19 protein-coding genes are annotated in these 16,803 nt (G+C 36.9%); 6 read left to right on the forward strand and 13 right to left on the reverse strand.

Annotated features, from left to right (window positions below):
* The first annotated feature begins 91 nt into the window (after window positions 1-91).
* The gene (locus R2R71_RS10975; protein WP_316831307.1) at window positions 92-742 is read left to right on the forward strand and encodes a response regulator transcription factor; all 651 of its coding nucleotides are present in this window, start codon (window positions 92-94) and stop codon (window positions 740-742) included.
* A 78-nt stretch (window positions 743-820) separates the two neighbouring features.
* On the opposite strand, the gene R2R71_RS10980 is transcribed toward R2R71_RS10975, so the two are convergent.
* The 13 genes from R2R71_RS10980 to R2R71_RS11040 all read right to left on the reverse strand — a co-directional run bounded on the left by R2R71_RS10980 (window position 821) and on the right by R2R71_RS11040 (window position 12,935).
* The gene (locus tag R2R71_RS10980; RefSeq protein WP_316831308.1) at window positions 821-1,063 is read right to left on the reverse strand and encodes a hypothetical protein; all 243 of its coding nucleotides are present in this window, start codon (window positions 1,061-1,063) and stop codon (window positions 821-823) included.
* Between the two features lie 94 nt (window positions 1,064-1,157).
* A complete protein-coding gene (gene rpsJ, locus R2R71_RS10985; protein ID WP_008244591.1) occupies window positions 1,158-1,463 on the reverse strand; it encodes a 30S ribosomal protein S10 in 306 nt (101 codons plus the stop codon).
* A 142-nt stretch (window positions 1,464-1,605) separates the two neighbouring features.
* Entirely contained in the window at window positions 1,606-3,720 is a 2,115-nt protein-coding gene (gene fusA / locus R2R71_RS10990) for an elongation factor G (protein ID WP_316831309.1), read from the reverse strand.
* 128 nt (window positions 3,721-3,848) lie between these two features.
* The gene (gene rpsG / locus R2R71_RS10995; RefSeq protein WP_316831310.1) at window positions 3,849-4,316 is read right to left on the reverse strand and encodes a 30S ribosomal protein S7; all 468 of its coding nucleotides are present in this window, start codon (window positions 4,314-4,316) and stop codon (window positions 3,849-3,851) included.
* A 17-nt stretch (window positions 4,317-4,333) separates the two neighbouring features.
* Window positions 4,334-4,747 carry a 30S ribosomal protein S12 gene (gene rpsL, locus R2R71_RS11000; RefSeq protein ID WP_010599925.1) on the reverse strand — a complete coding sequence of 138 codons (414 nt, stop codon included), beginning with the start codon at window positions 4,745-4,747 and terminating at the stop codon, window positions 4,334-4,336.
* Window positions 4,748-5,028: 281 nt separating this feature from the next.
* On the reverse strand, window positions 5,029-7,845 hold the full coding sequence (locus tag R2R71_RS11005) for a TonB-dependent receptor (RefSeq protein ID WP_316831311.1): 2,817 nt from the start codon (window positions 7,843-7,845) through the stop codon (window positions 5,029-5,031).
* 165 nt (window positions 7,846-8,010) lie between these two features.
* Entirely contained in the window at window positions 8,011-8,184 is a 174-nt protein-coding gene (locus R2R71_RS11010) for a hypothetical protein (RefSeq protein ID WP_316831312.1), read from the reverse strand.
* A 104-nt stretch (window positions 8,185-8,288) separates the two neighbouring features.
* Window positions 8,289-8,510 (reverse strand): VF530 family protein, encoded by a 222-nt coding sequence (locus R2R71_RS11015; RefSeq protein WP_316831313.1) that lies wholly within the window; start codon window positions 8,508-8,510, stop codon window positions 8,289-8,291.
* A 26-nt stretch (window positions 8,511-8,536) separates the two neighbouring features.
* The gene (locus R2R71_RS11020) at window positions 8,537-9,145 is read right to left on the reverse strand and encodes a class I SAM-dependent methyltransferase (RefSeq protein ID WP_316831314.1); all 609 of its coding nucleotides are present in this window, start codon (window positions 9,143-9,145) and stop codon (window positions 8,537-8,539) included.
* 9 nt (window positions 9,146-9,154) lie between these two features.
* Window positions 9,155-9,583: a RidA family protein gene (locus tag R2R71_RS11025; RefSeq protein ID WP_316831315.1), complete on the reverse strand. Its 429-nt coding sequence runs from the start codon at window positions 9,581-9,583 to the stop codon at window positions 9,155-9,157.
* A gap of 86 nt (window positions 9,584-9,669) precedes the next feature.
* Entirely contained in the window at window positions 9,670-11,664 is a 1,995-nt protein-coding gene (locus R2R71_RS11030; protein ID WP_316831316.1) for a M1 family metallopeptidase, read from the reverse strand.
* Window positions 11,665-11,776: 112 nt separating this feature from the next.
* Complete coding sequence (locus R2R71_RS11035; protein WP_316831317.1) at window positions 11,777-12,520, reverse strand: hypothetical protein; 744 nt, start codon at window positions 12,518-12,520, stop codon at window positions 11,777-11,779.
* A gap of 67 nt (window positions 12,521-12,587) precedes the next feature.
* Window positions 12,588-12,935, reverse strand: coding sequence for a Spx/MgsR family RNA polymerase-binding regulatory protein (locus tag R2R71_RS11040; protein WP_316831318.1), 348 nt, complete (start codon window positions 12,933-12,935; stop codon window positions 12,588-12,590).
* Window positions 12,936-13,194: 259 nt separating this feature from the next.
* Between R2R71_RS11040 and R2R71_RS11045 the strand changes: the two genes are divergently transcribed.
* The 5 genes from R2R71_RS11045 to ytxJ all read left to right on the forward strand — a co-directional run bounded on the left by R2R71_RS11045 (window position 13,195) and on the right by ytxJ (window position 16,777).
* Window positions 13,195-14,700, forward strand: a complete 1,506-nt coding sequence (locus R2R71_RS11045; RefSeq protein WP_316831319.1) for a sensor histidine kinase — start codon at window positions 13,195-13,197, stop codon at window positions 14,698-14,700.
* Window positions 14,701-14,871: 171 nt separating this feature from the next.
* Window positions 14,872-15,546: a LytTR family DNA-binding domain-containing protein gene (locus tag R2R71_RS11050; protein WP_316831320.1), complete on the forward strand. Its 675-nt coding sequence runs from the start codon at window positions 14,872-14,874 to the stop codon at window positions 15,544-15,546.
* 64 nt (window positions 15,547-15,610) lie between these two features.
* A complete protein-coding gene (ribH, locus tag R2R71_RS11055; protein ID WP_316831321.1) occupies window positions 15,611-16,102 on the forward strand; it encodes a 6,7-dimethyl-8-ribityllumazine synthase in 492 nt (163 codons plus the stop codon).
* A gap of 131 nt (window positions 16,103-16,233) precedes the next feature.
* Complete coding sequence (locus R2R71_RS11060; RefSeq protein ID WP_316831322.1) at window positions 16,234-16,356, forward strand: hypothetical protein; 123 nt, start codon at window positions 16,234-16,236, stop codon at window positions 16,354-16,356.
* 88 nt (window positions 16,357-16,444) lie between these two features.
* On the forward strand, window positions 16,445-16,777 hold the full coding sequence (gene ytxJ, locus R2R71_RS11065) for a bacillithiol system redox-active protein YtxJ (protein ID WP_316831323.1): 333 nt from the start codon (window positions 16,445-16,447) through the stop codon (window positions 16,775-16,777).
* The last annotated feature ends 26 nt before the right edge of the window (window positions 16,778-16,803 follow it).

Here is a 16,803-nt window from a genome sequence, read left to right on the forward strand (position 1 = left end):
ATTGAGGTATAAACACGCATATTACAGCATAAAAAATATTTCGATATTTGAATTTAACCCAAACGGTTTACATTACCCAACATTGAAAAACTTGACCAAAGTATTACTTGCTGAAGATCACACCATTGTGCGAAATGGAATCATCGCCTTATTAGAAAACGAAGCCGAAATAAAAGTTATCGCGGATGTTAATAACGGAAAAGAAGTTTTGGAATATCTCAAAACAGAAGATGAACCCGATGTTATTTTGACAGATATTAACATGCCCGATATGAACGGCATGGAGTTAATTTCGAATATTGCCACGGCCTATCCCAAGATTAAAATTCTTGTCTTAACCATGCTTGATGATGAAAAATATGTGGTACAAGCTTTAGATGCAGGAGCTCATGGCTATTTACTTAAAAATGTAAACATTCCTGAGATCATTTTTGCGATTAAACAGATAACTTCTGGCTATAAATATGTTTGTACAAGCATTACCTTAAAACTATTATCGCAGGTAAATAGCAGACACCTAACCGCCTCAACCCATTTAAAAACAAACGCTGAAATTTCGAAGAGGGAAATTGAGATACTGAATTTGATTGCCCAGGGATTTACGAACAGTGAAATTGCCGATAAATTATTTACCAGTAAACGTACTATTGAAGGTAACAGGCAAAGTTTGCTGGAGAAAACAGGAACTAAAAATACCGCAGCATTAATCAGCTTTGTTGTCCGTAACCGGATTATCGATTAGTAGTAGAAAATTATTGATGAGCACTACCCTAAGCCTGCTCAATTAAAGTCGATTTAAGGGAAAAATCTTTAACCAATATTAACTGATCCCTTTTTCCTGTTCTACACTACCCTTAGGAGGAGCTGATTTTACCAGACCATTTGTTTCTCTTTCTTCGGGAGGATTTTCCATTCTACTCTCCTCGAGTTCAGAAAAATCGCCACCTTTCTGATTGGCAACTTCGCCGTGCGACGAAGGTTTCTGCATGATATCTTTATTTGGATTATCAAAATCCTGCCCTTCTATAGGCAATTCTCCGGTTTTTGTTTCTTTCCTTTTCATAATTATAAAACCGATACCATTTAATAATGTTCTAAAAACTGGTGCAAAAAAAAGTCCCGGTTTTCAGCGGGACTTTTTTTCTCTTTAAAATCTATCACACTTTGATTTCAACTTCAACACCGCTAGGTAATTCAAGTTTCATTAAAGCATCAACTGTTTTAGAGTTAGAGCTATAAATATCTAATAAGCGTTTGTAAGCGCATAATTGGAACTGCTCTCTAGCTTTTTTGTTTACGTGTGGAGAACGTAATACAGTAAAGATTTTTTTCTCTGTAGGAAGTGGAATCGGACCACTTACAACTGCACCCGTAGGTTTAACAGTTTTTACGATTTTCTCAGCAGATTTATCTACCAAGTTGTAATCGTAAGATTTTAATTTAATTCTGATTCTTTGGCTCATGTTATTTTTAATTATGGTTTCCTGTTAGAGCTATTAACAACAGAAACCGGATTTATCTTCTTTAGTAGCAAGCATTTAGTATCGAGTATCAAGATGGAAAAATCGCTCTTGATACTTGATACTTTTATCTAGATACTAGAAATTAGTCTTCAGATTTAATTCTGCCTTTAGACTTAGCAATTACTTCGTCCTGAACGTTTTTAGGCGCTGGTTCGTAGTGATCAAATTCCATTGTAGAAGTTGCACGACCTGAAGTGATTGTACGTAATTGTGTTACGTAACCAAACATTTCTGAAAGTGGAACCAATGCTTTGATAACTTGTGCACCATTACGGGTGTCCATACCTTGTAACTGACCACGACGACGGTTCATATCACCGATAACATCACCCATGTTTTCTTCAGGGGTTAAGATTTCGATTTTCATGATTGGCTCCATCAAAGCAGGTTTACATTTTGGTAAAGCCTCACGATATGCCATACGAGCAGCAAGCTCGAATGATAAAGCATCTGAATCGACTGCGTGGAATGAACCATCAATCAAACGTACTTTCATATCAGGAAGTGGGTAACCAGCTAACACACCGTTAGACATTGCAGAAGTGAAACCTTTCTCAACTGAAGGGATGAACTCACGAGGAATAGCACCACCAACAATTTCGTTCACAAACTGTAAACCACCTTTTTCGAAGTCTGCATCGATTGGAGAGATTACAATTTTGATATCGGCAAATTTACCACGACCACCTGATTGTTTTTTATAAACCTCACGGTGTTCAGCTGTACCGAAGATTGCCTCTTTATAAGCTACTTGCGGTGCACCTTGGTTAACTTCTACTTTAAACTCACGTTTTAAACGGTCAATTAAGATGTCTAAGTGAAGCTCACCCATACCAGAGATAACCGTTTGGCCAGTTTCCTGATCTGTTTCTACTTTAAAAGTAGGATCTTCTTCAGCTAATTTACCTAAAGCTAAACCTAATTTATCAACGTCAGCCTGAGTTTTAGGCTCAATAGCTAAACCGATAACCGGATCAGGGAATACCATTGACTCAAGAACAACTGGGTTTTTCTCTTCGCAAAGTGTATCACCAGTTTTGATATCTTTAAATCCAACAACAGCTGCAATATCACCAGCACCTACGTTAGGGATTGGGTTTTGCTTGTTAGCATGCATCTGGAAGATACGTGAAATACGTTCTTTGTTTTCAGAACGTGAATTATATACGTATGAACCAGCTTCTAAGTTACCTGAATAAACACGGATGAAACATAAACGACCTACGAATGGGTCGGTAGCAATTTTAAATGCTAAAGCTGCAAACGGCTCTTTTTCAGAAGGTTTTAATAAAACTTCTTCGTTTGTATCAGGATTAGTACCTACAACACCTTCAGAATCTAAAGGAGAAGGCAATAATTCCATTACATAATCCAACATGGTTTGAACACCTTTATTTTTGAAAGATGAACCACAAACCATAGGAACGATTTTAGCATCTAATACAGCTGCACGTAAAGCGTCTAAAATTTCACGTTCAGTGATAGAGTTTGGATCTTCGAAGAATTTCTCCATCAAAGTCTCATCATAATCAGCAACTGATTCTAATAATTTCTCTCTCCACTCAGCAACCTCATCTAACATATCATCAGGAATTGGCACCTCAGTAAAAGTCATACCTTTATCGTGCTCATTCCAAACAATACCACGGTTGTTGATCAAATCAACCACACCTTTAAAGTTATCTTCAGAACCGATAGGTAATTGCAATGGAACTGCATTGCTACCTAACATATCTTTAACTTGTTTAACAACTTTTAAGAAGTCTGCTCCAGAACGGTCCATTTTATTAACGAAACCAATACGGGCAACATTATAGTTGTTTGCTAAACGCCAGTTAGTTTCTGATTGAGGCTCAACACCATCAACTGCAGAAAACAAGAACACTAAACCATCTAATACACGTAACGAACGGTTTACCTCTACGGTAAAATCCACGTGTCCTGGTGTATCGATAATGTTGATGTGGTATTTGCTACCACGGTAGTTCCAGTTTACTGTTGTTGCAGCAGAAGTGATGGTAATACCACGCTCTTGCTCTTGTGCCATCCAGTCCATGGTTGCAGCACCTTCGTGTACCTCACCAATTTTGTGGCTAACACCAGCATAATAAAGAATACGCTCAGTTGTTGTAGTTTTACCTGCATCAATGTGAGCTGCGATTCCGATATTTCTTGTAAATTTTAAATCTCTTGCCATGTTGTTTTTTGATTCTCTGATTTTTTAAACGATTGCACCGATTATAAAGTACAATCGGTGCAATCTATCTAATCAGTATAATCTTCTAATTAAATCTATGTAATCTTACTAGTGTAATTAATTCTAAATTAGAATCTGAAGTGAGAGAACGCTTTGTTAGCTTCAGCCATTTTATGCGTATCTTCTTTCTTTTTAACAGCAGCACCTTCGCCTTTAGCAGCAGCTACCATTTCACCAGCTAATTTCTCTTTCATGGTTTTTTCACCACGTTTACGAGCATATAAAATTAACCATTTCATACCAAGCGCAGTTTTACGCTCTGGTCTAACCTCAGTTGGAACCTGGAAGTTAGCACCACCTACACGACGAGATTTAACCTCTACAGCAGGCATAATGTTAGTTAATGCACGTTTAAATATCTCTAAACCATTTTCACCAGCTTTTTTCTCAGCCAATTCAACAGCATCATAAAAAATAGCGTAAGCGATAGATTTTTTTCCATCGTACATCATATTGTTTACAAAACGAGTTACCTGAACATCATTGAATTTTGGATCAGGAAGAATAATTCTCTTTTTTGGTTTTGACTTTCTCATTTCTTATTTCCTCCCGATTATTTTTTCTTTCCTTTTGCAGGTGCAGCAGCTGCCTGACCTGGTTTAGGACGTTTAGTACCATATTTCGAACGACGTTGGTTACGACCAGCAACACCTGATGTATCTAATGCACCACGGATGATGTGATAACGTACACCTGGTAAATCTTTAACACGACCACCACGAATCAATACGATTGAGTGCTCTTGTAAGTTGTGACCTTCTCCAGGAATGTAAGCATTCACCTCTTTACCGTTCGTTAAACGAACACGGGCAACTTTACGCATTGCTGAGTTTGGTTTTTTAGGGGTAGTGGTGTACACACGTGTACATACACCTCTTCGCTGTGGACAGCTGTCCAACGCTGGAGACTTACTCTTGAACTCCAGTGCTACTCTACCTTTTCTAACTAATTGTTGAATAGTTGGCATTGTGCTTTTTTATGTTTTTTATTAAAAATTTACCGCTCCCCCGGCATCCTTACGGATAGCCCATAAAACGGACTGCAAAAGTAGAACAATTCTTTTTAAAAATCAAGGGGTTAAGTGAATTTTTTTAATGCTGAAAGTTTTGAGTTCAGGCTTATGAATTAGGATGTTAGCGATTTTAGCACATGCCGGAAATCCGAAACGCTATTGGTTCATTTGAAAATCCCGCAATCCGATTAGTGAGCAACCAACCTGATTACCGGAGATTATGAAAATCAACACCTTTAATTAACAGTACTCCTTGGATTATTGCGTTCCTTATTTGCACCTACTTTTGTTAGCTTATAATTTAACGAAAGGAAAAAGTACCTGGTGATGTTATTGTAGCGGACATCTTCTATCCTGCTGCTGTTTACAATCCGATCAATGGATGTGTTTTGTTTCAGGATATCAAATCCTTTTAAACTTAAGGTAATTCTTCGTTCCATAATAAACTTATTGATACCGGCATTAAGCAGGAAATAATTATTATTAAACCCATCAGCTCTTCCGGCAGATCCGATATGATTTAAATCGGCTTCTATGCGAAGGTTCTTGATAAACTCATAACTTAAGTTTAGGGTGTTATTTAAGGTAAAGTATTTATTATCAACCGCCGATTCTAATGAATTATTTACTTTGGTATATCCTACATAAGCAAATATCCCGGCATTAAATTTATCCTCAATATCATAACTCCAGTTTAAATTCGGTCCTATTTCATAACGGTTTGTTATGTTTTTAGCATCGCTGATGAAGTTTGTTCTGCGCTCGGTGAAAACATTTGCACCATAATTCATCCTTAATCCTTTAATTTTAGATGGCATCCCAAAATATGTTCCAGCCCTAACATAAAAATTTCCATCAACATTAACAGGCTTAACGTACTGGATGCCGTTATTGTAAGTAATGTTATTTCCGATGTCATCAAAAGCTAAATTATAAAGGAAATAACCATTCCAATAGCGGTTATTATCAGGACTAAAAGTATTAAAGTTTACAGAAATTCGATGACTTTTTCTCGCTTCCAAATCAGGATTTCCCTGGCGCTGGTAAAGCGGGTTAGTATTGTTTTGTACAGGTTGTAAATCAGTTACCGAAGGTAAGTTTACACTCGCTCTGTAGTTAGCCACCAATGTTTGGTTCGCTTTATTTTTAAAGTTTACTGTTAGTCTTGGCAAAAGGTTATAATATGTTTTCTCGATATTACCAGTATTAGCACCAACATTATTAAACATCTTTGCATCTAAAGCACTTTCCTGGGCATTTACCCCGAAATTGTAGGTCCAGTCTTTTCCGGTATAGATAAAGCCAAGACCTGCAATTTGCAAACTATTTTGATTATCAAATGTGTTGGTTAACGATGGTACAACTGTTTCATAATTTCCTGTTGCCGGGTTATAATCGTAAGTAAGCTGCGTTGCGTCGGTTATGCTTTTAGAATAAGCGTAACCAACATTTGCACTCCATTTCTTATTTAACTGGCGGGCATAATTTACATTTCCGGTATAGGTTTTAGCGGCGTTTTCCTGACTGGCCTCCTGATTGATATTAGTAACCGTTGGCGAACCATTTGTATACTGGGTTAGGAGCGAACGGTTTAACCAATCGGAATTAAAAGTATTTTGTGTACCGTTTAAACGGATGGAAATTGACCCTTTTTTATTTGCCAACCTGCGCAAAATAGAAAACTCTCCAAATAGTGATGGAGTAAAATTGTGCTGGTTGTAATATTGTGTTCCATCATTAGCTTTGCCGGTATCATCAAAACTTGAGTTAAAGAAACGATTGTTAATATTGGTCGTACTGTTTAAGATTACATTTGGTCTTAAAACGACATCTGTTAACGAATCGGGATGATATTCTGCCTTAAAATTAAAACGATGGGCCTGATTATCGCTATTACGGTCGGTATTATCCAATGTGCGCAAAATATCGCCCGAACTTAAATCCTGAATGTTCGATAGCTTATTGCCCAAACCTGATGAGAAATAGGTAAAATAGCTCCCACTGATGGCCAGTTTATTATTTTTACCCCAACTGTTACTATAGTTTAAGCCCCCGCTGTGGGTACTGTATAAACCAATAGCATTGTTATCGAAAACACCACTTCCACCAACAGTTACTTTACCATTATTACCATTAATCGAAAAACTTCCACCGGCTGGCGGAGCAAATATATTCCCGATATTTCCACCGCTAAAACTACTCAGGTCATCAAAGCCGAAACTTGCTTCGTTGGTGTTATTTGTCATCCCTAAAACGGCAAACTGCAGGTTCTTGTTAAAATGGTTAGCACTTAGGTAGCCGCTGTACTTATCAGTAGTGCCGCCTGCCAGGTTTGCGTTGCCAAACCAACCTTTTTTCTTATCTTCCTTTATCGTTAAATTCAAAACTTTTTCCCTTTGTCCATCATCAATGCCTGTTGCCTTGGCTTCGAGTGTTTTACTATCAATCAGCTGCACTTTTGCAATCGCATCGGCAGGTAAGTTTTTGGTTGCCGTTTTAGGGTCAGTTCCAAAAAAGTCTTTTCCATCAACCGTTAAGCGGGTTACCTTTTGGCCTTGCACCAGAATACTTCCATCCTGATCGATGGTTACACCTGGCAGCTTTTTCAGTAAATCTTCAACCGCAGCATTTGGCCTTGTTTTGTAAGCCTCTGCATTAAATTCCACAGTATCCTTTTTTACAGTAGCTGTAGAAAACCGGCCGTTAACAGCTACATCTTTTAAGGAAATTGCATCTTCCTGTAGTTTAATTGTTCCAAGATTTAGTGGTTTAGTAGTAACCGTAATATTTTTCATTACCGGATTGTAACTAATTACCGATACCTTAATTATATAATCACCTGGTGTTACTGTTGCGAAAGTAAATACACCTAAGTTATTTGAAACCACGCCTATTTTTTTTGTCGAATCCGCTTTGCCGGATAAAATTATACCGGCATATTCCAATGGCTGATTGGTTTTACTATCAATAATTTTCCCGGAAATGCTACCATTATCTTGTGCGAAGACTTTCGTAGATAATAGGCATAAAAGTGCTAAAAAAAGGTTTTTCATGTGAAAATTGTACTTATTGTTTGGTTTGATATTAGTACGCCAACAGCAACTAACACTCATAAGACACCATAAAAACCAAAATGTGACAGCTAAATTCTATTTTTCTTAAAAAAGAAAACCCCGGTTATTGCCGGGGTTCTCAATTTTATTTCAATTGTGCTTGTATTATACTTTTGCTGCAGCTTTCTTTGCTTTGTGTTTGTGATGATGTTTTTTGTGAACTTTTTTAACCTGTGTTTTCTCTGTTTTAGCTTTTGCTGGTGTAGTTGTTTGTGCACTTACTGTATTTACGGTAAATGCAGCTACAAGGGCGATCATTAAAATTTTAATTGCTTTCATTTTGCGCTTTGATTATTGATTAATAAACCTTGTTAATTGTTTAATAAATCTCCAAATACAACATGAAGAATTAATGAATTATCATCAATCCAAAAAATTTAGGTTTATTTATGAAAAGTACTGAGGTATAAGTCTTCCACTTTTTTTCTGGCCCAATCCATTCTTCTTAAAAATTTCAGGCTTGATTTAATACTTTGGTTATTATTAAAACAATCTATCCTGACTAACTGACCCAATTTTTCCCAGCCATAGTGTAACTGAAGATCGGTTACAATTCTTTCGAGGGTGATGCCGTGAAGCGGATTATTTTTTTGCTGTTCAGCCATGCTGCAAAGTTAATTCAAATTATGAATTATTGAGGATTATATTGAGCCAGCCAAACTGTAGCATAACCGCATTCAGGGTCATCAATTTTATGTTCCAATAGGCTAAAGTTGTTTTTCTCCAGAATCGATTTATATTCAGCTGTATCTAAAGAAGCATGGAACAGGTTTTCGCCGCCATTTAAGCCCCAGGCTTCTCCATTGGTTGTACCAGATGTAAAAAGTAAAACACCACCGGCTTGTAAATGTGCTTTGAAGCTTACTATTACCCCCGGCTGATGTGCAGCTGGAAGATGAAAGAAACTATGCCAGGCAATTATTGCATTATATTTTTTGCCTAAATCAAGTTCCCGCATATCTGCGAGTATAAATTCAGTATCAGGAAAATTCTGTCTGGCCATGCTTAGCATCTTCTTACTGGCATCTACGCCGGTAACCTTAATACCAGAATCGATAAAATATTTAAGCATGGGTATTCCTGTACCGCAACCAACATCAAGAATATGCCCATCTTCGGGAATTAAAGAAATTATGTTATTGAGGTATTTTTTTTCGATTAATCCTTTCGGGCGGTGCTCGGCAAACCAATCGCCAATTTTATCATAAACCTCAAAAACATTTTGCTTGTTACCTTCCATTAATCCGCTTTAAAAAGCTACTGCTGTAGCATCAATTTCAATTAGCATTCCATCTAATGCCAGTCTCTGCACCGGAATAAGTGTATTAACAGGAAATTTTAAATCAGGCCATATTAGGTTTGATTCTTCGATAAGTACCTTATGCTTTTCCTCATTATAATCTACAACTAATGTTGTAAGTTTTGCGATATGCTCAAAACTCAAACCCTTACTTCCCAGGGCAGTTTTTATATTTTCGAATACAATTTTTACTTGTGTTCTGAAATCATTGCTTAAGACCCCATCTTCCCTGCTCCCGCCTTGCCCTGCAACAAAAACCAATAAATCTTTTGCCGAAACTGCTGCCACATGCGAATAACCGTGAGGGCGGGGATCATATATCCCTTCGGGATTACTTATTTCCAAAATATTTTCTTTCATCTGCTGTAAAATTATCATTTTATGATTTCGGCTGTGTTAATATTATGCAATAAAAAAAGCCCCTTAACCTGCTCGGTTAAGGGGCTTTTAATCATTTTGGGACCTTAGTTTGCAGGTGCATTCCAGGTATTATTATCTGCATTACTATCTGGTAAAACTTTATTCGGATCTAAAACAACCGATACAACCTCTTCAGTTGTTGGATAACGAACCAACCAAGTGGTATTTTTCATCCAAACATCAACAGGTAATTTAATGATATCTGTTTTGCCGCTTTTTGTTTTAACCTGAAGGATAATTGGCATTGGCATTTTCTCCAGGTTGTTTACCCTGATTGTATAACCAGTGATGTTGCCGTCGGTTTTTACTGCCTGAACATCGCCAATTGCCTGATCCATTTTCCAGTTATTTAACCACCAGCTTCTCCAGAACCATGCTAAATCTTCGCCGGCACCATTTTCCATCGAGCGGAAAAAGTCGAAAGGTGTTGGATGTTTAAATGCCCAGTTTTTAATATACTGGCGGAAAGCATAATCAAACCTATCTTCGCCTAAAACCTGGTCTCTTAAAATATTTAAACCCCAGCCTGGCTTACTGTAAAGGTTTACACCAATATTTCTTTCAGCCATTCCATCAGGCATTAACATGATGTTTTCCTGTGCCGGATTTCCAATAACTGCTTTACCAATACGGTTCATATCTGTAACCCTTGGCTTATATTCGCCTTTATTAAAGTTCTGTGCCGAAATACCATTGATAAAAGTATTGAAACCCTCATCCATCCAGCCGTATTTACGTTCGTTCGAACCAACAATCATAGGAAACCATGAGTGGCCAAATTCATGATCGATAACACCCCATGCAGAGGCATTTTTAGCTTTCCATCCGCAGAAAACAATACCCGGATATTCCATACCACCAATATTCGTTGCTACGTTAACCGCCATTGGATAAGGAAATTCGAACCATTTTGTAGAATAGTGTTCAATTGAAGATTTTACATACTCCACACCACGTCCATAACCATCGTTGCCATTACTTTCAATTGGTTGTGCTGAAACTGCCAGTCCTTTTCTTCCACTCGGGAAGTTGATACGAGCGGCATCAAGAACAAAAGCTTTCGATGATGCCCATGCAGCATCTCTGGCATTCATAATTTTGAATTTCCAGGTTAATTTATCTTTCGCAGGGCGAGATTTTGGATCAGTAACTTCTTCAGCAGAGCGGATGTGTACCGTTGCATCGCTGGCTTTAGCTGCATTCCATCTTTTCAATTGCTCGGTGGTAAATACTTCCTGTGGATTTAGCAATTCCCCTGAACCCATAACAATGTGTGTAGCAGGTGCCGTAATAGCATAAGTAATATCGCCATACTCGCAATAGAACTCACCACCTCCCCAATAAGGTAAGGTATTCCAGCCTAATACATCATCGTACACACACATACGTGGAAACCATTGTGCAATGGCAAATATTTCACCGTTCTGGGTAGTTAAATGACCAGTTCTATCCGAACCCTCTTTCGGAACTATGTAAGAATAATCCATTTTAATGGTAACTACATCGCCATTAGCAGCCATTGGCTGAACCAAACGGATTTGCATGCGGGTATCCTCTATAATCGACGTAAACTTAACCGCCGTAGCTTTTTGTGAAACACTAACGTTGCTGATTTTATAGCCTCCATCAAATTTTTCGCCTTGTGCGCCATAACGGCTACGCGCCGGAGTAACCTGCTGTCCTCTTGAACCTTCTTTGAAAGTATTCTGATCCAATTGTAACCATAAATAAGGCAATTTATCAGGACTATTATTTTTGTATGTAATGGTTACCGTTCCGCTAACCATATTTTTAGTTTCATCAAGGCTAGCGGTGATATTATAATCTACCCTGTTTTGCCAGTATTTAGCCCCAGGAGCGCCATTAGCCGAACGAAATTCGTTACCATTTTGTGTATAAAAGAGCGGCCCGAATGCTTCTGCAGGACTGTAATTGGTTGGAGGAGCGGTTGGCGTGCTTGCTTGCTGGGCAGTTGCAGAAAATGCAACTGACATACAAACCAAACACGAGGTGATTAATTTGTTTAGTCTGATATTCATGATATAAGTTATTTGGCGGCAAATATAAAAAATAAGCACAATGAGAATTATTTGTGCTTATAATGTTACTTTACAAAGAGTTATGCAGACGATAGAAAACAGCTAAATCGGTCTAATTTTCTTTTTTTAAAGCCGGTAGATCCTGAAGTTTCCGTTCGGCCGGCGAGAGTTTTAACCAGGCATGATAGGCCTGAACAATATAATATGAATATTTAAAAGGTCGCTCTGCCTGTACCTGCTGAACTGAAGGCCGGTAAATGATCATAAAGTTTTTCAAATCATCACCTTGTAGTTTAATCAGGTTGCCGATTGATTTTTCATTAAAGTTATCATCAATTTCCGAAAGATATCTGTCACGTTCTTCTAACTCGGCTTCTTTTCTTTGTTGCCGTTTATATTTGCCATAACCAAGATTCAAACTTAAACCGCCAACTTTATCAGTCATTTTCTTACGATCTAAATTACCACCTGTCCCCATTAAGGTATACTTCTCCGCAAGTGGATCGGGACTTAGAATTTCTTTGTTAATTTTTACGCCCTGAATATTAACATCATTAAGGTTATTATTTTTTTCAACCATGTAAATGGTTTTTGGTAACAAACTAACCAGGTATAAGGTATCAGTAACATAACCTACCATCGAAAACTCAATTAAATCGCCATTATTTGCCGCAATTGTAAATTTCCCTGAAGCGCTGGAAGTCGTTATTTTTTTATTATTTAAGTTTCTGATGGTAACACCCGGAATGGTAACCGATTTCTTTGAATTATCGTAAACACCACCGGTAACAACAGTTGATTGTGCAAAAACACCAACAGGAACGGCTAGAAGTAAAAAAATGATCAGCTTATACATACCCAAAAATATATTAGTTTAAATGTTAAAATTATGATTTAACAAACTTTAACATACAACAAAGGTCCTAGCCAAGTGTTTCAGCATAAACGCTTTCATCGAAAGAAATTAAAATTGCATGACCGTCTTTTTCAACCACGGGTCTTTTAATAGCACTGGTATTTTGAATTAAATATGTTATAGCCTTCTCCTGGTTATCTATTTCAAGTTGCTCTTCTTTTGTAAGCTTTTTCCAGGTTAACCCTTTACGGTTAAGCACTGTTTCCCAGCCAAAAACTTTGCACCATTCATTTAACTTTTCGGCAGTTACTCCCTTTTTCTTAAAATCGTGAAATTCAAAGTCGATTTTATTTGCCTTTAACCAGTCTAAGGCCTTTTTTACTGTATTGCAGTTTGGGATTCCGTAAACAACCATAATATTCTGAATTTTTGAATGAGTGAATGAATGTGTTATGCACTATTGAAAAGCAAAGGTAACAATCTATGTGTATCTTAAAGGTTGATATGAAGAATATCATTTCCCGATCAATCTATAACTTACAGCTAATCTTTGATAACTTAAAGTGCTGAATATTGAAATTCTCATTCATTCATCACATTTTTCATCACTTCTATCACATTTTAAAAATATATTGCGACTACCGAAGTAAACTTGCAGCATCAAAACAAATACAATGGATTTTAAAGATTTACGCAAAATTGAATTCTGGATTTCTACAGCGCTTTATGTTTTAATCATTATTTTACTTATTTCCGGTGCAGATGGAAGAATCCGCAATGAAAGTTATTATTACTTTTTAAACGAGAAAATAAAATACTCTTATTTTTCCAATTACCTCGTACCAGAATTATTCAGGTTCTCGATACTCTACTTTAGTTTTCTGGCAATAAATTTCTGCATTATGCCTGCTCTGATCAGTAAGCGAAACATAGTTGCCAACAGTTTTTTCCTTGCTGGTATTTTTCTTATTGGTGGCCTTGTATTTAGTGTATGTAAAACTTACTCGGAAGCTTATACCTTATTTGATTATGAAAATTTGCAAGATGCTTATAACCGGGTTTTCTTTCGGGGCTACGTTTACAGCATGTGGTCTATTGTTATTATTTCTGCCTACTCACTTTTAAAGGCCTTTTTAGGTTATTTAGCCGAACACAAAAATAAAAATGCAGACGATGGTGTACAAATGCGGATGGATATTGGCTTCGGCTTAGCCTTCTGGTTCGTTGGTCTTCTACTATGGGTATCGAGTCGCTCGGCAATCGAAATCAGTCTATGCTGGACCCTGGTAATTTTCGCAACCATCGGCATTGTAATTTATTCTATCTACACCCTTCTACCACAAAATACGGCTAAAGGAAAGCCATTTAAAGTTTATTTCTGGCAGGTATTCTTTATTTCAATTTTACTAACCGTTCCTCTCGGATTAATAGCCGCCATGTTTATCTGGCGGATGGAAATGTTTTTCGTTGTATTCTTATTTTATCTGCCAACACAATTAATTATCAGTGCACCTTTATCGTGGTATATTTATAAAAAGAGACTGGCAAACCGAACTGAAATCAGAACATTAAAAACTGAATTAGGCAAATCTGATGCAAACCTGAGTTTTCTGCAATCGCAGATTAATCCACATTTCTTGTTCAATGCACTAAATACCTTATTTGGTACAGCTTTGCAGGAAAATGCAGAACGTACCGGCGAGGGTATACAGAAGCTTGGCGACATGATGCGTTTTATGTTGCACGAAAATATGCAGGATAAAATTTCACTTACCCGCGAAGTAGAATACCTGAACAACTATATAGATTTACAAAAGCTCAGAACTTCTCGTTCCGCGGACATCAGAATAGAGACGCAAATTGATGAGCAGCTCAATAATCTTCAGATTACCCCAATGTTACTGATTCCTTTTGTAGAAAATGCTTTTAAACATGGAATTAGTTTACAGCAACCTTCTCATATTAAAATAACGCTTCAAACTAAAGAGAAAACACTTTATTTTGATGTTCACAACAGTATCCATTTAAAAGCAGACAACGATCCTGAAAAGCTAAAAAGCGGTATTGGTCTGGAGAATGTGAAACAACGTTTAACGCTTCTTTACCATGGTAAACACGAATTGATTATCCGCGAAAGCGCAAAAGAGTTTTTTATTCACTTAACTTTACAGTTAGATTGATATTTAAACCAGACTCAAGGTTACAAGCTATCGTGAAAGTAATCGATTAATTGTTACGCTGGGCGCCATAGAAGTGCAGGTAAGAACTTAAAAACAATTTTACTAAACCTAAAGGTTTGAGATAATCCAAATAATTAAACGATATTAAGGTAGGTAACCCTAAAAAGAGATATGACCGCCATTGCAATAGATGATGAACCGATAGCACTTGACATTATTAAAACTCATGCTTCAAAAGTTCCCTTTGTTGAATTAACAGCAACTTTCACAAATGCTTTTGAAGCAATCAGTTATTTGCAGGCAAATAAAACCGACTTAATTTTTCTTGACATCAAAATGCCTGATATCAGTGGCATAGACTTTTTAAAAAGCTTGAGTAATCCGCCAATGGTAATATTTACAACGGCTTATACGGAGCATGCTGTGCAAAGTTTTGAACTTGATGCGGTTGATTATTTGTTAAAACCTTTCTCATTATCGCGTTTTTTAAAGGCCTGTAACAAAGCTCAGGAACTGTTCAATTTCCGCAATCAACGTTCGGAAGCCAAACCTGAATATATTTTTGTAAAAGATGGGTATGAACAAGTAAAGGTTGAATTAAATGAAATTTTTTATATTGAGGCTTCAGGAAATTATACGCAAATTCAGCTAAAACATAAACTTATCAGTTCAAGGATCACGATTAATGATCTGGCTGATTTATTACCTAAAAACAACTTTATCCGTTGCCATCGGGCCTTTATCATATCGAAAGATAAAGTTTCCAGATTCGATAAAAATCAAATCTGGATTGGAGAGAAATCTATACCTATTGGCGCAACTTACAGTGATATTCAGCTGATTTAATAAACTTACAACATTTAAACATTCGCCTCTTTTAACATTAACTACATAGCGTTATCTTTGTGCTATGTCAAGTCAATTAAAAAATCTATCCGATTTTTCGCACACAACAGTTCCAGATGGTTCAAACTATAAATTCGGGATCATTGTTGCCGAATGGAATGCCGAAATTACAGGCGCATTGTATAATGGTGCCTTAAAAACACTTTTGGAAAACGGTGTTAAAGAGGAAAATATTATTTCATTGCCCGTTCCGGGTAGTTTCGAATTAACTGGTGGTGCAGAAATTCTACTAAGTAAAAGAGCAGACCTTGATGGCGTAATCTGCCTTGGCTGTGTAATTCAGGGCGATACCAAACACTTCGATTTTATTTGCGATGCAGTAGCTCAGGGACTTACAAATGTTGGCATTAAATACAGTAAACCGGTAATTTTTGGAGTTTTAACAACCAATAACCTAGAGCAGGCACAAGACCGTGCAGGTGGTAAACATGGCAATAAAGGCGATGAAGCAGCAATTACGGCAATTAAAATGGCCGATTTTTCTGCAAACATTTAACATTATCTTTTAATAATTATTTGTACATTAGGGCTATTAAAAGAATACGCTGAAGAAAAGTATAATTCATATTCAACGTATAAAATTTAAGCTATAACTGCTTATTAGCCTTTGAAAATAAACTTATAAGAATGAAAAAAGTTGCCATCCTTTTATTGGCGGTGTTTTGCACCATTACCATTTTAGAAGCTTGTTCTTCTAAACTTTGTCCCGCATACAGTTCGTATCCGGAAGGAAGACGCAGAAGAAATTAGTCATTTCCTATTCTTTTTCATTTTTTGGTCATTTACAGAACTTAAAGTTTTGCTAAGTGTTTACCTATAAACATATTTTAAAATTATCATGACCTGGGTTAATTTAACTTCGATGGAACAGCTTGACGAAATAAAAAACGCAAGCGGTTTTAGCCTCATTTTTAAGCACAGTACCCGTTGCTCAATCAGTATGATGGCCAGAAAAAACTTTGAGATGGATTGGGATGTCATTCCTGAAGACACAAAACTTTATTTCCTGGATTTAATCGCATACCGAGAGATTTCAAATAAAATAGCTGAGATTTTCCAGGTAGCACACCAGTCGCCACAAATATTATTAATAAAGGATGGTGATTGTGTTCTGGAATCATCGCACAGCGATATATCTGCCGAAGAAGTTGCAGAAGTGATTGCAGCTTAATGCTTAATAACGTTAAATAAAAAAAG

It is taken from the genome of Pedobacter aquatilis (assembly GCF_032678405.1).
Taxonomy (GTDB): Bacteria; Bacteroidota; Bacteroidia; order Sphingobacteriales; family Sphingobacteriaceae; genus Pedobacter; species Pedobacter aquatilis_A.

What these genes read in the sequence shown, in the direction of transcription:
- R2R71_RS10980 (WP_316831308.1), bottom strand. Translation starts at nt 1,063, where the DNA reads ATGAAAAGGAAAGAAACAAAAACCGGAGAATTGCCTATAGAAGGGCAG.
- R2R71_RS11010 (WP_316831312.1), bottom strand. Translation starts at nt 8,184, where the DNA reads ATGAAAGCAATTAAAATTTTAATGATCGCCCTTGTAGCTGCATTTACC.
- R2R71_RS11025 (WP_316831315.1), bottom strand. Translation starts at nt 9,583, where the DNA reads ATGATAATTTTACAGCAGATGAAAGAAAATATTTTGGAAATAAGTAAT.
- R2R71_RS11040 (WP_316831318.1), bottom strand. Translation starts at nt 12,935, where the DNA reads ATGGTTGTTTACGGAATCCCAAACTGCAATACAGTAAAAAAGGCCTTA.
- R2R71_RS11030 (WP_316831316.1), bottom strand. Translation starts at nt 11,664, where the DNA reads ATGAATATCAGACTAAACAAATTAATCACCTCGTGTTTGGTTTGTATG.
- R2R71_RS11060 (WP_316831322.1), top strand. Translation starts at nt 16,234, where the DNA reads ATGAAAAAAGTTGCCATCCTTTTATTGGCGGTGTTTTGCACCATTACC.
- R2R71_RS11005 (WP_316831311.1), bottom strand. Translation starts at nt 7,845, where the DNA reads ATGAAAAACCTTTTTTTAGCACTTTTATGCCTATTATCTACGAAAGTC.
- R2R71_RS11035 (WP_316831317.1), bottom strand. Translation starts at nt 12,520, where the DNA reads ATGTATAAGCTGATCATTTTTTTACTTCTAGCCGTTCCTGTTGGTGTT.
- rpsG (WP_316831310.1), bottom strand. Translation starts at nt 4,316, where the DNA reads ATGAGAAAGTCAAAACCAAAAAAGAGAATTATTCTTCCTGATCCAAAA.
- fusA (WP_316831309.1), bottom strand. Translation starts at nt 3,720, where the DNA reads ATGGCAAGAGATTTAAAATTTACAAGAAATATCGGAATCGCAGCTCAC.
- rpsL (WP_010599925.1), bottom strand. Translation starts at nt 4,747, where the DNA reads ATGCCAACTATTCAACAATTAGTTAGAAAAGGTAGAGTAGCACTGGAG.
- R2R71_RS11015 (WP_316831313.1), bottom strand. Translation starts at nt 8,510, where the DNA reads ATGGCTGAACAGCAAAAAAATAATCCGCTTCACGGCATCACCCTCGAA.
- R2R71_RS11045 (WP_316831319.1), top strand. Translation starts at nt 13,195, where the DNA reads ATGGATTTTAAAGATTTACGCAAAATTGAATTCTGGATTTCTACAGCG.
- R2R71_RS11020 (WP_316831314.1), bottom strand. Translation starts at nt 9,145, where the DNA reads ATGGAAGGTAACAAGCAAAATGTTTTTGAGGTTTATGATAAAATTGGC.
- ribH (WP_316831321.1), top strand. Translation starts at nt 15,611, where the DNA reads ATGTCAAGTCAATTAAAAAATCTATCCGATTTTTCGCACACAACAGTT.
- ytxJ (WP_316831323.1), top strand. Translation starts at nt 16,445, where the DNA reads ATGACCTGGGTTAATTTAACTTCGATGGAACAGCTTGACGAAATAAAA.
- rpsJ (WP_008244591.1), bottom strand. Translation starts at nt 1,463, where the DNA reads ATGAGCCAAAGAATCAGAATTAAATTAAAATCTTACGATTACAACTTG.
- R2R71_RS11050 (WP_316831320.1), top strand. Translation starts at nt 14,872, where the DNA reads ATGACCGCCATTGCAATAGATGATGAACCGATAGCACTTGACATTATT.